The sequence below is a fragment of the Streptomyces sp. NPDC048417 genome, assembly GCF_040651615.1.
Lineage (GTDB): Bacteria > Actinomycetota > Actinomycetes > Streptomycetales > Streptomycetaceae > Streptomyces.
In genome coordinates this window covers 35045-49986 of record NZ_JBEZKI010000028.1, presented here as the reverse complement: position 1 = coordinate 49986, position 14942 = coordinate 35045, and the positions used below count along the sequence as shown (strand labels likewise).

Below are 14942 nucleotides of genomic sequence, written 5' to 3'. Positions count from 1 at the left end.
GGAACTGGTGTCCCCCCGGCGCCGACGGCTATCGACGTCAGGAGAACCGTTTCTGATCCCGGCGGAAGGTACCCCATGCATGCTCACGGCGACACTGGTGCGCGAGAGACCGGGAAGGAGCGTTCGCCGGTCCGGCCGTCCGTCCGTCAGGAGCGGTCGCCGTCGCCCGGCCTGATGGACTTTCGGCACACGGCGGGCAACGCCGCCGTCGTGGAGATGCTCCGCCGCACCGGACGGTCTCCCGGGCAGGACGGGCCGTCCGTGCAGCGCCAGACCGACGGGAAGCAACTGGTCATCCAGGGCGACGACGGTGCCACGACCGTCCGCTCCGCCTCCGACCTGCTGGTGTGGCTGATGAGTCACCCGACGCGTCCGGCGCCGAAGAACTACGCCGAACCCGACATCCTGCGCCGGGTGCTGGCCCGGCTGGAGACGTCCGGAGGGGCCGTCGGCCATGGCGCGGTCTGGGCCGCGGTCCGCGCGGTCGTCGCACGGACGGCGACGACCGCCAGCAGTAGCGACAGCGACAGCGACAGCGACGGCGGGTTCTTCCGCTCCGGCCCGACCCGGCGGGACAGCGACAGCAGCAGTGACGAGGAGTCGGAGACCGCGTCCCAGACGGGCGAGGACTGGGACGCGGGGCACTGGGACACGGACGAGTACGGCATGGCGGAGCCCGCGGAGTTCCGGCGCGAGATGCCCGAGAACGACATCGCCGAGGAGCAGCGGGCGCTGAGCCGGACGCTGTCCGGCTACCGGCTGGTGGGTTTCCACGGCACCAACGCGGAGAACGTCGGCGGCCTGATCATCGACGGCCCTGACGTGGCCCGGATCGCCACCGGCCACGGCATCGGCAAGGGCCGCGGCTTCTATGTCGCCCCGGTCGTCGGACCGCCCGGCGGGAAGTCCCCCGGCACCTCCGGAGCGAAGAAGGAGGCCAGGATGTGGGGGAAGTTCCTGGTCGCCGTCTATGTCGCCGACGATGTCCCGGTCGGAGAGCAGTACGACGAATCGGAGGACGGGTTCGCCTTCGAGGGCGGCGGCTCGGCCGGTGGCGAGCCGGTGATGACCTTCCACGGCTCCGACGAACTCGTGGTGCCCGAGGAGCTGTTCGGCAAGATCAAGCTGGTCCGCAACGTGGACGACGTGGCGATGCCGACGGCCTCCCGGCAGGCCGGGGCGGTCGCCTACGCGGACGGCGTCAGCGGCTACAGCAAGGCCCCGGGCAAGGGCCGCAAGTAGGCGGGCGGTTACAGCCGCGCCCCCTTCAGCGCCATGTGCAGCAGCAGCCGGTCCTCCCCGTCGTCCAGGTCGAGGCCGGTGAGCTGTTCCACGCGGGACAGGCGGTAGTACAGGGTCTGCCGGTGGATGCCGAGGGCCGCGGCCGTGCGGCCCGCCTGGCCCGCGCAGTCCAGGTACGCCTCGGCGGTACGGGCCAGTTCCCGGTGGGCCGGGGTGAGCAGGACGGCCACCGCCGGGTCGTGGGAGGCCTCCGGCGGTAGCGCGGTCAGCAGCCGGTACGGGCCGATGTGCGCCCACTCGGCGACCGGCCCGAACCGGGGCTCGGCCAGCGCGGCGCGGGTGGCCGCGGCGGCCTCCTGCCAGACCGTGCCCAGTTCGGCAAGGCCGGCCCGGGCCTCGCCCACCCCCGCGGCGCACCCCTGGGCCGCCGCGCCCGTGAACCCGGCGGCGACGGCGGCGGCCGTGCGCGCCCCGGCCCCGCGTGCCGAGCCCGGGCGGGCGGCCCGGGCCTCCTCCGCCTCCTTGAGCAGCCGCGCGGCAGCCGTCAGGGCAGGGGTGGCCGTGTCCGTGCTGCGCAGCCGGACCAGGACGGCGAGGCTGTGCCCCGTCGCCCCCCACGGCAGCGTGCACAGCGCGGTGGCGTGCGGGACCGTGCGCGGGGACGGGGCGTCGTCCGGGTCGGCGGACGGCCAGGGCGCGACGCAGACCATCGTGTGCGGACCGTCCGCCCGGGCGCCGAGGGCGGTACGGAACTCGGCCACCGCCATGTCCCGCTGCCAGCCACGCTCCGCGACCAGCACCGCCCGCAGCTCCCGGCCCAGCCCCGCCCCCGCCTGCGCCTCGTCCGCGAGCAGTGCGCCGATCCGCCCCGCCACTCCCATGGCGGCGGCCAGCTGGGTGTCCGTCGGACCCGGATCGTCGTCGAGAAGCCAGACATAGCCGAGGACGACACCCCGATGGCGTACCGGCAGGCAGATCCTTCCCCGGTACACCCCCGCCTCCGGCGTCGGCGGGATACGGACCGGTCCGGTCGCCCGGGTGATGCCGAAGCCCTCGAACCAGGTGCGGACCGCCGCCGTGGAGCGCCGGGTCAGGATCGAGCGGGCCCGGACCGGGTCCAGCGCCGACGGATCGAGGTCGCCCTCACTGTCGTACGCCCCGAAGGCGAGCAGCTCGAAGTCGCGGTTCTCCAGGGTAGCCGGGACGCCCAGCAGCTCGGAGATCTCGTCGACCAGCTCCTGGTAGTCACCCTTGAATTCCGACGTCACCCGGGCATTCTCCCGCAATTCACGGACGCCTTCATACATCTGTCTGAGATCTGCGGCACGGATGCGTGACAGCTGTCGATGGCTCACGATCCAAGAGATCCCTAACTTTCACGGTGGTTCTCCGTGCCGTATCCACATCGTCGGATCGCGGCCGTTCTGGCATGTGTTGTGGAGGTGCCCCGTGCTGGGTCCCGTGATTCTCGCCGCGTCGCGCAGCGACCGGATGCGACGCCTTATCTCGGCGGCCCCGGTGACGAAGCAGGTCGTCGACCGCTTCATCCCCGGTGAGTCGGTCGACGACATCGTCCCGATCGTCGAGGAGCTCACCGGCCGCGGCCTGGAGCTGACCATGGACGTCGTCGGCGAGGACATCACCACCCCGGAGCAGGCAGCCGCCGCCCGGGACGCCTACCTGGCGCTCGTCGACCGGCTGCGCGGGCTGGGCCTCGGCGAGCGCGTCGAGATGTCGGTGAAGCTGTCGATGTTCGGCCAGGCGCTGGAGGGCGGCCACGAGCTGGCCCTCGCGAACGTCCGCCCGGTCGTCGAGGCCGCCGCCGCCATCGGTACGACCGTCACCCTCGACGCCGAGGACCACACCACCCTCGACTCGATGTTCGCCATCCACGAGGAACTGCGCCGGGACTTCCCGCAGACGGGCTGTGTCATCCAGGCCTATCTCTTCCGCACCGAGGCCGACGCCCGCCGCCTCGCCGAGGCCGGCAGCCGGGTCCGCCTGGTCAAGGGCGCCTACAAGGAGCCCGCCGAGGTCGCCTACCAGCAGAAGCACGAGATCGACAAGGCCTACGTGCGGATCCTCAGGACTCTCATGGAGGGCGAGGGGTACCCGATGGTCGGCTCCCACGACCCGCGCCTCATCTCCATAGCCCAGGAACTCGCCCGGCGTGCCGGGCGCAAGCCCGACGAGTACGAGTTCCAGATGCTGTACGGCATCCGCGGTGACGAGCACCTGCGGCTGGCCGCCGAGGGCCACCGGATGCGGGTCTACACCGCCTACGGCACCGACTGGTACGGCTACTTCATGCGGAGGCTCGCGGAGAAGCCGGCGAACCTGCGCTTCTTCGTCCGTTCGATGATCAGCAAGGGGTGATGCGCTGGATGAGCCACGGCTGTCGGTCGCCGAGGAGTTTCGGAGGCCAACAGCCGCAGCCCTGCGGCCGGCTGAGCCGGACGCAGACCCGTGGACAGGAGTTACGGATCTCGTGACTCCGCCCCCGAAGGGGCTTCTCACGGCTCGCCACAGCGAGTCCGTGACGGTCAAGCCCTGACCGCTGCTCACCATACGCAACCGCTTCAGTCGCCTTGGGCTGAAGCCAGGGAATCACTCGGAAGAGGTAACCCATGGACGCTGTGACCCAGGTCCCCACCCCCGTCAACGAGCCGGTGCACGGCTACGCCCCCGGCACGCCCGAGCGCGCCCGCCTGGAGGCCAAGCTCAAGGAGCTGGCCGACAACCCGATCGAGCTGCCGATGACCATCGGCGGCGAGAAGCGGCTCGGCGGCGGCGAGCCCTTCCAGGTCGTGCAGCCGCACCACCACAAGTCCGTCATCGGCACCGGCCGGCACGCCACCCAGCAGGACGCCAAGGACGCCGTCGACGCGGCCCTCGCAGCCGCGCCCGCCTGGCGCGCGATGTCCTTCGACGACCGCGCGGCCATCATCCTGCGCGCCGCCGAGCTGCTCTCCGGCCCCTGGCGCGAGACCATCGCCGCCTCCACCATGCTCGGCCAGTCCAAGACCGCCCAGCAGGCCGAGATCGACAGCCCCTGCGAACTGGTCGACTTCTGGCGGTTCAACGTCCACTACGCCCGGCAGATCCTCGCCGAGCAGCCCCCGGCCAACTCCCCGGGCGTCTGGAACCGGATGGACCACCGCCCGCTGGAGGGCTTCGTCTACGCGATCACGCCGTTCAACTTCAGCGCGATCGCGGCCAACCTGCCCACCGCCCCCGCCCTCATGGGCAACGTGGTGGTCTGGAAGCCGTCCCCGACCCAGACCCACGCGGCGGTCCTGCTGATGCAGCTGCTGGAGGAGGCGGGTCTCCCCAAGGGCGTCATCAACCTCGTCACCGGTGACGGCATCGAGGTCTCCAAGGTCGCCCTCGAGCACCGCGACCTCGCAGGCATCCACTTCACCGGCTCCACCAAGACCTTCCAGCACCTGTGGAAGACGGTCGGCAACAACATCGAGAAGTACCGCACCTACCCGCGTCTGGTCGGCGAGACCGGCGGCAAGGACTTCGTGGTCGCCCACCCGTCGGCGGACCGTGCGGTGCTCAAGACCGCCCTGACCCGCGGTGCCTTCGAGTACCAGGGCCAGAAGTGCTCGGCCACCTCCCGCGCCTACATCCCGGCGTCCATCTGGAACTCCGGCTTCCGCGAGGAGTTCGCCGCCGAGGTCGACCACCTGACCATGGGTGACGTCACCGACCTGTCGAACTTCATCGGCGCCGTGATCGACGACCGTGCGTTCGCCAAGAACAAGGCCGCGATCGACCGCGCCAAGGAGGACCCGACCTGCACGATCGTCGCGGGCGGCTCCTACGACGACTCCGTCGGCTACTTCGTCCGCCCGACCGTCGTCGAGTGCGCCGACCCGGAGAACGAGGTCTTCCGCACCGAGTACTTCGGCCCGTTCCTCGCCGTGCACGTCTACGAGGACGACCGGTACGACGAGATGCTGACCCAGATGGAGTCAGTGTCCGAGTACGCGCTCACCGGCTCGGTCATCGCCGGCGACCGCGCGGCGGCGGCGTACACGATGGAGAAGCTGCGGTACGCGGCCGGCAACTTCTACATCAACGACAAGTCGACCGGCGCCGTCGTCGGCCAGCAGCCCTTCGGCGGCGGCCGTGCCTCCGGCACCAACGACAAGGCAGGCGCCCCGCAGAACCTGCTGCGCTGGACGCTGACCCGCGCGATCAAGGAGACCCTGGTCGCGCCGACCGACTACTCCTACCCGCACATGGGCTGACCCGCAGCCCACCCGAGCTCGGGCCGGGAAGCCTGACCCACGAGCAGGCTTCCCGGCCCGTTCCCATGTGCGGGCCGGCCGGCCGTTCCGTACGACACTTGGGCCATGTCTCTGCGTATCGCGCATACCGCCGATCTCGGTCCCGCCGGCCTCCGGGCCGCCCGCGGCCTGCTCCACGAGGCGTTCGGCGGGGACTTCGCCGACAGCGACTGGGAGCACGGTCTGGGCGGCCTGCACGCCCTCGTCCACGACGAGGAGGGGCTCGCCGCCCACGGCTCGGTCGTCATGCGCCGGGCCAGGCACCGCGGCCGCTGGCTGCGGGTCGGCTATGTCGAGGCCGTCGGCGTCCGGCCCGACGCCCGCCGCCGGGGTCTGGGCGGGCAGGTGCTGGCGGCCCTCGAGGGGATCGTCGAGCGGGCGTACGACTTCGGTGCGCTGTCCGCCAGCGAGGACGGCGCCCGGCTCTACACCGCCCGGGGCTGGGGGCGTTGGGCCGGGCGGGTCTGCGCCGCCTCCCCGGAGGACGGGGTGGTGCGCCTGGCGGACGAGGAGGAGGACGTGTACGTGTGGCCCGGCCTCGCCGGGGACGTCCTCGACCCCGCTCACGAGCTGGTCTTCGACTGGCGGGACGGCGACGTCATGTGATCCGTCTGCCTCCAGGGTGACATCCGTCCCGGCAGTCTCGTCCGCCCCGCCTGTCAAAGGCCCAGGTCACAGCCGTCTGTCCCCGTGCGCCGTCTCAGATAGTAGGAAGCCCAAGTAATTGTGCAGACAGGAGCGGGTTGCTCCTTTACTTTTGTAGGAGCCGAACGTCTCGCTCGATCAAGCGAATGGCGGTCGTGAGCCGGGCCCCGTGCAGGCAACCCCTGCGGCACCGCTCCCCGCCCCTTCCGGCGTCTCGCAACCCCCCATTGCCGTACTCCGTGTATGTCGAAGGAGTCGATTCCCATGGCCGAGACGACCGTCCGCCGCCGCGTCCGCCACGTGTCCCGGACCAGCGAGTCCGAGCGCAAGAACGCCGCCGCCGCCCTCCAGCGCGCCCTCGACCGCCGCGACAACGGCGGCGAGACCGGCCACTGAGCCCACCTGGGAAACGCCGGTAACACGTGTAACACCCCTTGACCGGGAGCCGCACCCGCACGGAGTACGGCGCGGCCGGGACAGCCGCGCCGTACTCCGGGGTGTGCTTCGGCACGTACCCCGGTGTCAGCCGCCCCGCCGTATCTCGAAGTGGTCGATCCGCGCCCCGCTCTGCGCCAGCGCCGACACGCTCAGCCTCGGAGTGGTACCCGTCTCCGCCTCGACCTTGAGGAAGGAGAAGCCGGTGTACCGCACCCGCGACCACTCCACCGTCTCCGCCACGTTGTGCTGCCCCTCTGTCCAGTGGAAGCTGCGCACCGCGCCGTGCCGGGTGACGTGCCCCTCGTAGCTGTCCTTGACCCCGGAGGGGAACGAGTACAGGTCCCGCCCGCCGCCGCCCGCCGTGACGTACACGATCCCGTCCCGCGTCGGGTCGGTCGAGCCACCGACCGGGACCGCGCGGCCGACGCCGCCGGCCCGCACCGCGTCCGTGCGCTCGTAGACGTGGTTGTGCCCGTTGATGACCAGGTCCACCTGGTACTTGGTGAACAGTGGCAGCCAGGCCGCCCGGATCCCGCCGTCGGAGGCGTGCGCGGACGTCGAGTACGCGCAGTGGTGGAAGAAGACGACCACGAAGTCCACGCCCGGCGCGGCCCGCAGCTCCCTCAGCTTCTTCTCCAGCCACTTCGTCTGCCGGCCGCCGCTGTAGCCGAGGTTGGCGGGGATCTCGTACGACACGTCGTTGGCGTCCAGCGCCACGAAGCCGACGTTGCCGTAGGTGAAGGAGTACACGCCCGGCGCCCCGTGCGGGTCGAAGCCGTTGTCGGGGAGGGCGAACCGGGCGTACTGGCCGCCGTAGCCGTCGGGGGAGTACCAGGCCTCCATGTCGTGGTTGCCGGTCGTCACCATCCAGGGGACCGAGCGCGCCACCGGGTCGTTCTGCCGCAGGAACCGGTCCCACTCGCGGGCGTCGTAGCCGTCCGAGGTGCGGCCGGAGCCGTTGCCGTCCGCGTAGCAGATGTCGCCGGCGTGCAGGTGGAAGGCCGGGTTCTGCTTCAGCAGCGCGTTGTCGTTCGCCCTGCCGGCCTGGCTGACGCCCTGGTCGCCGAAGGCCGTGAACACGAACCTCTCCGGGCTCGCGGGCGCGGTGCGGAAGGGGGTGATGCCGGCGCGGTGGTCGGGGGCGGCCGGGTCCCAGCCGTCGTGGCCGACGCCGTAGTAGTAGGTCGTACCGGGGGTGAGGCCGTCCAGGGCCGCGTGCACGTAGTACTGCTCGACCACCGGGCGCACCCCCCGCACCCCGGGCGTGTGCAGATGCCGGATCTCTGCGGCGACCCGCCGGCCCAGGTCGTCCGGGCGCGTCCCGATCCGCACGAACGGCTTCCGCACCGCGAACGGCACCTGCCAGGAGATCCGCATCCGCGTCCGCGGATCGGCGCCGAAGGCGAGATGGCGGCCGAACGGCACGACCGCCGCACCGCGGACCGCCGAGGTCGCCGGAGCCGGGCTCGCCGACTTCTTCGCGCAGCCGGCCAGCAGGCCGACGCCCGCCGTCGTGCCCGCCACCGCGCCCGCCGTCACCAGGGTGCGACGGCTCACCAGCCGGGTGCGCAGATACTCGTACTGCTCGGCCATGCTCATCCGGGCGGCGAGCTGCGGCGGGATGCCGAAGTCAGGGACGGGGAGCCCGGGGGGTCTCCCCCTGGAAGGCGCAGTCATACCGGGGACCGTGCCCAGCACAGGCCGACGCCAGCCCCACGTACGGGTGAACGCCCGTCGACGGGACACCCCCTGTTGTCCGTATGGCGGACAATGTGTGTCATCCCATGGGACGAGGAGTAGGGTGCCGACATGTCTCGCAGCATCGATCTCGCAGTGATCCCCGGTGACGGCATCGGGCAGGAAGTCGTGGCCGAAGGCCTCAAGGTCCTCTCCGCCGTCCTTCCGGAGGACGTGAAGCTGGAGACCAAGGAGTACGACTTCGGCGCCCGGCGTTACCACGCCACCGGTGAGACCCTCACCGACGCCGACCTCGACGCGCTGAAGCGGCACGACGTCATCCTGCTGGGCGCGATCGGCGACCCCGGCGTCCCCTCCGGCGTCCTGGAGCGCGGTTTCCTGCTGAAGCTCCGCTTCGCCTTCGACCACCACGTCAACCTGCGTCCGTCGAAGCTCCTCCCGGGTGTCGCCACCCCGCTGGCGGGCGAGCCGCAGATCGACTTCGTCGTGGTCCGCGAGGGCACCGAGGGCCCGTACACCGGCAACGGCGGCACCATCCGCAAGGGCACCGAACACGAGGTCGCCACCGAGGTGTCCGTCAACACGGCCTACGGCGTGGAGCGGGTCGTCCGGGACGCCTTCGCCCGCGCCCAGGCCCGCCCGCGCAAGAAGCTCACGCTGGTCCACAAGAACAACGTGCTGACCTTCGCCGGGCACCTGTGGACGAACGTCTTCAACCGGGTGGCCGAGGAGTTCCCCGAGGTCACCACGGACTACATCCATGTGGACGCGGCCACCATCTACCTGGTGACCGACCCCGGCCGGTTCGATGTCATCGTCACCGACAACCTCTTCGGCGACATCATCACCGACCTCGCCGCGGCCGTCTCCGGCGGCATCGGCGTCGCCGCGAGCGGGAACATCAACCCGTCCGGCGAGTTCCCCTCGATGTTCGAGCCGGTGCACGGTTCCGCGCCCGACATCGCCGGCCAGGGCAAGGCCGACCCCACGGCCACGGTCCTGTCCGTCGCCCTGCTGCTGCGCCACCTCGGCTACGACGCGGAGGCCGTCCGGATCGAGGAGGCCGTCACCGCGGACCTCGCCGAGCGTAGCCTTAAGGGCACGGGCGGTACCCCCTCGGGCAAGCCCGCCCGCTCCACCTCGGAGATCGGCGACGCGCTCGCCGTACGAGTAGCCGGCTGACCCGCCGCGCTGCCGATCGACTTCGAAGCCGCCGGGTCGCACACGCGCCCGGCGGCTTCCCCATGCCTGCCGCCGGGTGCCACCATCATCCCCGGGTCCGCATTCACCCCGATTCCGTTCATCCCGGCCCTCGCGCGATAATCGAACGCGGAACCGCGCTATGAGGGAATGCTCGGACGTCCTACGAGGGGACAGCCGTCCTACGGCAGGACGGCTCGTCCTACGTCTGGACACCGGCCGTACGGGTGTGAGCGCGGCCCATCACTACAACCGGTGCTGCATTTCCCGGGGGACACCCCCGGACCCCCGGCCGAAAGACCGGAGCTGCCCCGGCCCTAGCCTGGAAGCGAAGGACACCTACTCATGACGACGCCCACGATCGAGCTCAAGCCGTCCGCGCACCCGCTCGCCGCCGCCGAGCGCGAGGCGATCCTGGCCAGCCCCGGATTCGGCCGCCACTTCACCGACCACATGGTGACGATCAAGTGGACCGAAGGCCGTGGCTGGCACGACGGCCAGCTCGTTCCGTACGCGCCGATCCCCCTCGACCCGGCGACCAACGTCCTGCACTACGCCCAGGAGATCTTCGAGGGCCTGAAGGCCTACCGCCGCCCCGACGGCTCGGTGGCCACCTTCCGCCCCGACCAGAACGCCAAGCGCTTCCAGCGCTCCGCCCGCCGGCTCGCCATGCCCGAGCTGCCGGTGGAGACCTTCATCGAGGCCTGTGACCTGCTCGTCCAGCAGGACAAGGACTGGGTCCCGGCCCACGGCGGTGAGGAATCCCTCTACCTGCGCCCCTTCATGATCGCCACCGAGGTCGGCCTGGGCGTCAAGCCGGCCAACGAGTACCTCTTCCTGGTCATCGCCTCCCCGGCCGGCGCCTACTTCCCCGGCGGGGTCAAGCCGGTCTCCATCTGGGCCTCCGAGGACCGGGTCCGCGCCGTCCCCGGCGGCATGGGCGACGCCAAGACCGGCGGCAACTACGCGGCCTCCCTGCTCGCCCAGGCCGAGGCCGCCGCCCAGGGCTGCGACCAGGTCTGCTACCTCGACGCGGTCGAGCACAAGTGGGTCGAGGAACTCGGCGGCATGAACCTGTACTTCGTGTACGGAGACAAGATCGTCACGCCGACCCTCAGCGGCTCGATCCTCGAAGGCGTCACGCGTGACTCCCTCCTCACCGTCGCCCGCGACCTCGGCTACGAGTCCGAGGAGGCCCGGGTCTCCATCGAGCAGTGGCAGCGCGACTCGGAGAACGGCACCCTCACCGAGGTCTTCGCCTGCGGCACGGCGGCCGTGATCACCCCGGTCGGCACGGTCAAGCGCAGCGGCGCCGAGTGGCGGCAGTCGCACGGCGAGCCGGGCGAGGTCACCATGAAGCTCCGCGAGGCGCTGCTCGACATCCAGCGCGGCAAGGTGGCGGACAAGCACGGCTGGATGCACGAGCTCGGCTGACCGGTCTCCCACCGTCCGTTCGACGCGTATCGCCTCCCCCGTACGGGTATCTCCTCAGTCCACACGGGGGAGGGAGCACGCGTGAGCGGACGGTCGCCGATGCCACGGCTGCGCTGGCTGATGCGGACCTTACGGACACCGCGCCGACCGCAGAGCCTCACCGTGCTCGGACTGCTCACCGCCGTCGCGGCCGTGCTGCTGTGGCGGGCCTCGACGATGGACAACTACGGGCAGAACCTCGCCCTCAACCTCGGCACCGACATCGTCGGCGTGGTCGTCACCGTGTTCGTCATCGGCCCGCTGATATCCCGGGCCCAGGAGGGCCGGGTCCGTGAGCACACCCGGCTCGACTACGAGTGGTTCGCCGCCCAGGTGTACGGCTCGACGTCCAACGTGAAGGTCCTCGACACCTTCTCCAACCTGTTCGGCCCGCAGTTCTCCGAGCGTCTCTTCCGCGGCGTCAGATCCGCGACCGCGAGCGGCGCTCGGGTGCAGATCCTGCTGCTCGACCCCGACTCCCTCGCCGTCATCCTGCGCGGCCGCGAACTGGGCGAGCAGAGCGCCGACATCCGCCGCGACATCATGCGCAACCTGCGCACCCTGGACGCGTTCGCACGCCGCCTGGACGACACCTCCCGGCACCTGCTGGAGGTACGGCTGTGCTCGACCTCCCCCGGTGTCACCCTCTACCGCTGGGACGAGCGCTGCCTGGTCTCCTTCCTCACCGTCGGCCGGCTCTCCGGTGAGGGCGTCCAGCTGGAGGTCGCGGTCCGCTCCCCGCTCGGCACCTTCGTGGAGCAGCGCTTCGACGAACTGTGGCAGCAGGGCAAGCCGATGGAACGGTTCACCCGGCTCCCCGTCACCCTGGTCGACGCCACCGACGGGAGACGGGAGTTCGTCTGCCGCTTCGTCTTCCTCGACGACCGCCTGTACGTCGCCGCGCCCGACCTCGTGACCTATCTGGCCCGCCGCCGGCTGGACCAACTCAGCGCGTACAGCGAGGCGCTGACCGGGGCCGGGGCACACGAGGTGATCGTCGTGGACGACGAGAGCGAGCTGCATCGGCGGCTCATCCACCACTTCGGGGAGAAGTACGATGCGCACGCGGCCGCCTTCGTGGAGTTGCGGCCGTCCACGGTCCTGGTCACGGAATAGAGGGCCCCGCCACACATGTGTTCAGCGCACCACCCCCGTTTCCGCGCCTTCACGCCCCGCGACCTGGACGGTCTGCTGCGGCGGGTCTCCCTGACGGACGACCAGCGGCTGGCGCTGCGGGCGGTCTCCTCGGTCCTGCCGTTCCGCACCAACGCCTATGTCGTCGACGAGCTGATCGACTGGTCGGCGGTGCCCGAGGACCCGGTCTTCCGGCTCACCTTCCCGCAGGCCGGGATGCTGCCCGGGCCCGACGTCCGCCGGATGGCCGGCCTGCTGGCCCGTCAGGCACCCCGGGCCGAGGTCCAGCGCGCCGCCCACGAGATCCGCATGCGGCTCAACCCGCACCCCTCGGGTCAGCTCGACGCCAACGTCCCCGTGCACCAGGGCCGCCGCCTCACCGGCCTCCAGCACAAGTACCCGGAGACCGTGCTGGTCTTCCCGCGCCAGGGCCAGACCTGCCACGCCTACTGCACCTACTGCTTCCGCTGGCCCCAGTTCGTCGGCGAGGCCGACCTGCGGATCGCCACCGACGACATCGCGGCCACGACCGCCTATCTGCGCGCCCACCCCGAGGTGAGCAGCGCGCTGATCACGGGCGGCGACCCCCTGGTCATGAGCACGGAGGTACTGCGCCGCTACGTCGAACCCCTCCTGGAGACCGACACGGTCCGCTCGGTGCGCATCGGCACCAAGTCGCTCGCCTTCTGGCCGTACCGCTTCACCACCGACCGCGACGCCGACGACCTGCTCCGCCTCTTCGAGCGGGTGGTGGCGAGCGGCCGGCACCTCGCGCTGATGGCCCACTTCACGCATCCGCAGGAGCTGCGCCCGCCCGTCGTACGGGAGGCCATGCGCCGGGTCCGAGACACCGGCGCCGTGATCCGCTGCCAGGGGCCGCTGGTGGCCGGGATCAACGACAGCGCTCAGGCCTGGGCCGAGCTGTGGGAGGAGACGACCACGCTGGGCGCGGTCCCCTACTACCAGTTCGTGGAGCGGGATACCGGCCCCCAGGGCTACTTCGCCGTCCCCCTGGCCCGCGGCCACGCGGTCTTCCGGGACGCCTACGCTCGCGTCTCCGGCCTCGCCCGTACCGTCCGCGGCCCGGTGATGTCGGCGATGCCCGGCAAGGTCTGCGTGGACGGGGTCGCCGAGGTGGCCGGCGAGAAGGTCTTCGTCCTGCACCTGATCCAGGCCCGCGACCCGGACCTGGTGGACCGGCCGTTCTTCGCCGCCTACGACGAGGGCGCCACCTGGTTCACCGACCTCAAACCGGCGTTCGGGGCGAGCGAGTTCCTGCCGGGGCTGGGACCGGGCTGACCGGCACGACCGGCCGGCGCGGTGCGAGAGCCAGGTAGACCAGACCGCCCACCAGGCCCGACAGCAGGAAGGAACAGTCCACCCCGCCGGTCAGCGACAGCAGCGGGCCCTCGTACGACGGGAGTGAGACCGCCAGCAGGCCGACTCCCGCGCCCAGGGTCCAGGAGACCACGGCCCGGATGTTCCAGCCGGCCCGGTACCAGTAGATCCCGCCGTGCGAGCGGCGGTTGAAGACCTGGAGGGCGTCCGCGTCGTATACGCCCCGGCAGCGGAGGAAGCCGATGAGCGTGATGACCGCCCAGGGGGTGCCGATCGCCGTCAGCAGGAGCACGAAGGACGTCATCGCGGACTGCGCGTTCCAGGCGTAGTGGCCGACGAAGACGCAGGCCGTGGCGACGATCGCGACCGTGTAGGTGGCACGGGCGCGGGACGCGCGGGGCAGGATCGCGTCCAGGTCCAGGCCCATCGAGTACAGCATCAGGCCCGCGTTGCCGACCGAGCCCGCGGAGGCGGAGAGCAGGAGCGGGACCAGGTACCAGGCGGGGGAGGCCGAGACCAGCGGGCCCGCGTAGTCCGTCGCCGCCCGCGCCGCGTACGCGGTGAACGTGCCGAACAGCTGCGGCACCAGCAGGCCCAGGATCAGGCCCAGCCAGGTCGCGTGCAGGACCCGGCGGGAGGAGTGCCGGGCGGGGGAGATGTAGCGCGTGTAGTCGCCGAGGAGGGTGATGAAGGCGACCGGGCCCGACAGCCCGGCCGCGACCGCCGCCAGGCACCAGGTCGGCCAGAAGCCGCCCAGCAGATAGCCGCCCGCGTCCGGCAGCGGGGAGGTGGTGAAGTGCGGGGCGTAGGCGAAGATCCCGAGGACCAGCAGGGCGGTCATGCCGACGGCGAGCACCCGGGACATGGCGAGCAGGACGCGATAGCCGTAGACCGCGCCCGCCACCGTCGCCGCCGCGAGCACCCCGTAGACCACGGCGTACGACACCCCGTCCGCCGGCAGCCCGAACAGCCGGCCCAGCACGCCCACCATCACGTCGCCGCCGATCCACACGGTCAGCGCGGTGTAGCCGAGCGCCAGCAGCAGGCCCACCACCGAGCCGACCAGCCGCCCGCGCACCCCGAACTGCGCGCCGGAAGAGGTGGAGAGGTTGGTGCCGGTGCGCAGCGAGACCAGGGCCAGCGGCGCCGTGAACACCGTGCCGACCAGCGTGCCCGCCACGATCGCGCTCACCGACGCCCACCAGCCGAGCCCGAAGGACGGCGGCAGCCAGCCGAAGATGATCACGCCGAGGCAGAGGTTGGAGCCGAGCAGGATCGAGACCAGGTCCTTGGGCCCGCTGGTGCGTTCCTCGTCCGGGATGGTGTCGACTCCGCGCTGTTCTATCGGCATGGCTGGTCTCCTTCGACGGCCACCTGAGACGTATGGCTGAGACGTGTGACTGAGACGTGCGGCTGGGACGTGTGACTGAGACGTGCGGCTGGGACGTGTGACTGAGACCTGCGGCTGGGACGTAC

Annotated in this window: 12 protein-coding genes; 9 read left to right on the top strand and 3 right to left on the bottom strand. The window is 71.2% G+C overall.

Features of this window, described 5'->3' with window-relative positions:
- The first annotated feature begins 174 nt into the window (after positions 1-174).
- Positions 175-1242 carry a hypothetical protein gene (locus tag AB0D59_RS36740; protein WP_362574957.1) on the top strand — a complete coding sequence of 356 codons (1068 nt, stop codon included), beginning with the start codon at positions 175-177 and terminating at the stop codon, positions 1240-1242.
- Positions 1243-1250: 8 nt separating this feature from the next.
- Here the strand turns inward: AB0D59_RS36740 and AB0D59_RS36735 are convergent, their stop codons facing one another.
- Positions 1251-2510: a helix-turn-helix domain-containing protein gene (locus AB0D59_RS36735; protein ID WP_362574955.1), complete on the bottom strand. Its 1260-nt coding sequence runs from the start codon at positions 2508-2510 to the stop codon at positions 1251-1253.
- A 181-nt stretch (positions 2511-2691) separates the two neighbouring features.
- Here AB0D59_RS36735 and AB0D59_RS36730 point away from each other — a divergent pair, with 181 nt between their 5' ends.
- From AB0D59_RS36730 to AB0D59_RS36715, 4 genes are all read left to right on the top strand, one after another.
- Positions 2692-3618 carry a proline dehydrogenase family protein gene (locus tag AB0D59_RS36730; RefSeq protein WP_362574953.1) on the top strand — a complete coding sequence of 309 codons (927 nt, stop codon included), beginning with the start codon at positions 2692-2694 and terminating at the stop codon, positions 3616-3618.
- Between the two features lie 251 nt (positions 3619-3869).
- Positions 3870-5501, top strand: coding sequence for an L-glutamate gamma-semialdehyde dehydrogenase (gene pruA, locus AB0D59_RS36725; protein WP_362574951.1), 1632 nt, complete (start codon positions 3870-3872; stop codon positions 5499-5501).
- A gap of 105 nt (positions 5502-5606) precedes the next feature.
- A complete protein-coding gene (locus AB0D59_RS36720; RefSeq protein WP_362574949.1) occupies positions 5607-6146 on the top strand; it encodes a GNAT family N-acetyltransferase in 540 nt (179 codons plus the stop codon).
- Positions 6147-6449: 303 nt separating this feature from the next.
- Positions 6450-6581: a hypothetical protein gene (locus AB0D59_RS36715; RefSeq protein WP_089098576.1), complete on the top strand. Its 132-nt coding sequence runs from the start codon at positions 6450-6452 to the stop codon at positions 6579-6581.
- A 126-nt stretch (positions 6582-6707) separates the two neighbouring features.
- On the opposite strand, the gene AB0D59_RS36710 is transcribed toward AB0D59_RS36715, so the two are convergent.
- On the bottom strand, positions 6708-8300 hold the full coding sequence (locus AB0D59_RS36710; RefSeq protein WP_362574947.1) for a metallophosphoesterase family protein: 1593 nt from the start codon (positions 8298-8300) through the stop codon (positions 6708-6710).
- A 132-nt stretch (positions 8301-8432) separates the two neighbouring features.
- Between AB0D59_RS36710 and AB0D59_RS36705 the strand changes: the two genes are divergently transcribed.
- The 4 genes from AB0D59_RS36705 (at position 8433) to AB0D59_RS36690 (ending at position 13427) form a co-directional block, all read left to right on the top strand.
- On the top strand, positions 8433-9503 hold the full coding sequence (locus AB0D59_RS36705; protein WP_362574945.1) for a 3-isopropylmalate dehydrogenase: 1071 nt from the start codon (positions 8433-8435) through the stop codon (positions 9501-9503).
- Positions 9504-9866: 363 nt separating this feature from the next.
- Positions 9867-10955 (top strand): branched-chain amino acid aminotransferase, encoded by a 1089-nt coding sequence (locus AB0D59_RS36700; protein ID WP_362574943.1) that lies wholly within the window; start codon positions 9867-9869, stop codon positions 10953-10955.
- 81 nt (positions 10956-11036) lie between these two features.
- On the top strand, positions 11037-12110 hold the full coding sequence (locus tag AB0D59_RS36695) for a hypothetical protein (protein WP_362574941.1): 1074 nt from the start codon (positions 11037-11039) through the stop codon (positions 12108-12110).
- Positions 12111-12125: 15 nt separating this feature from the next.
- Entirely contained in the window at positions 12126-13427 is a 1302-nt protein-coding gene (locus AB0D59_RS36690; protein WP_362574939.1) for a lysine 2,3-aminomutase, read from the top strand.
- Here the strand turns inward: AB0D59_RS36690 and AB0D59_RS36685 are convergent.
- Positions 13375-14817 (bottom strand): cytosine permease, encoded by a 1443-nt coding sequence (locus tag AB0D59_RS36685; RefSeq protein WP_362574937.1) that lies wholly within the window; start codon positions 14815-14817, stop codon positions 13375-13377. The two genes, AB0D59_RS36690 and AB0D59_RS36685, sit on opposite strands and share 53 nt — an antisense overlap.
- Positions 14818-14942: the final 125 nt, after the last annotated feature.

Coding starts and splice junctions, on each gene's coding strand:
- AB0D59_RS36740 (WP_362574957.1), top strand. CDS start 175: ATGGACTTTCGGCACACGGCGGGCAACGCCGCCGTCGTGGAGATGCTC.
- pruA (WP_362574951.1), top strand. CDS start 3,870: ATGGACGCTGTGACCCAGGTCCCCACCCCCGTCAACGAGCCGGTGCAC.
- AB0D59_RS36720 (WP_362574949.1), top strand. CDS start 5,607: ATGTCTCTGCGTATCGCGCATACCGCCGATCTCGGTCCCGCCGGCCTC.
- AB0D59_RS36715 (WP_089098576.1), top strand. CDS start 6,450: ATGGCCGAGACGACCGTCCGCCGCCGCGTCCGCCACGTGTCCCGGACC.
- AB0D59_RS36710 (WP_362574947.1), bottom strand. CDS start 8,300: ATGACTGCGCCTTCCAGGGGGAGACCCCCCGGGCTCCCCGTCCCTGAC.
- AB0D59_RS36705 (WP_362574945.1), top strand. CDS start 8,433: ATGTCTCGCAGCATCGATCTCGCAGTGATCCCCGGTGACGGCATCGGG.
- AB0D59_RS36700 (WP_362574943.1), top strand. CDS start 9,867: ATGACGACGCCCACGATCGAGCTCAAGCCGTCCGCGCACCCGCTCGCC.
- AB0D59_RS36690 (WP_362574939.1), top strand. CDS start 12,126: ATGTGTTCAGCGCACCACCCCCGTTTCCGCGCCTTCACGCCCCGCGAC.
- AB0D59_RS36685 (WP_362574937.1), bottom strand. CDS start 14,817: ATGCCGATAGAACAGCGCGGAGTCGACACCATCCCGGACGAGGAACGC.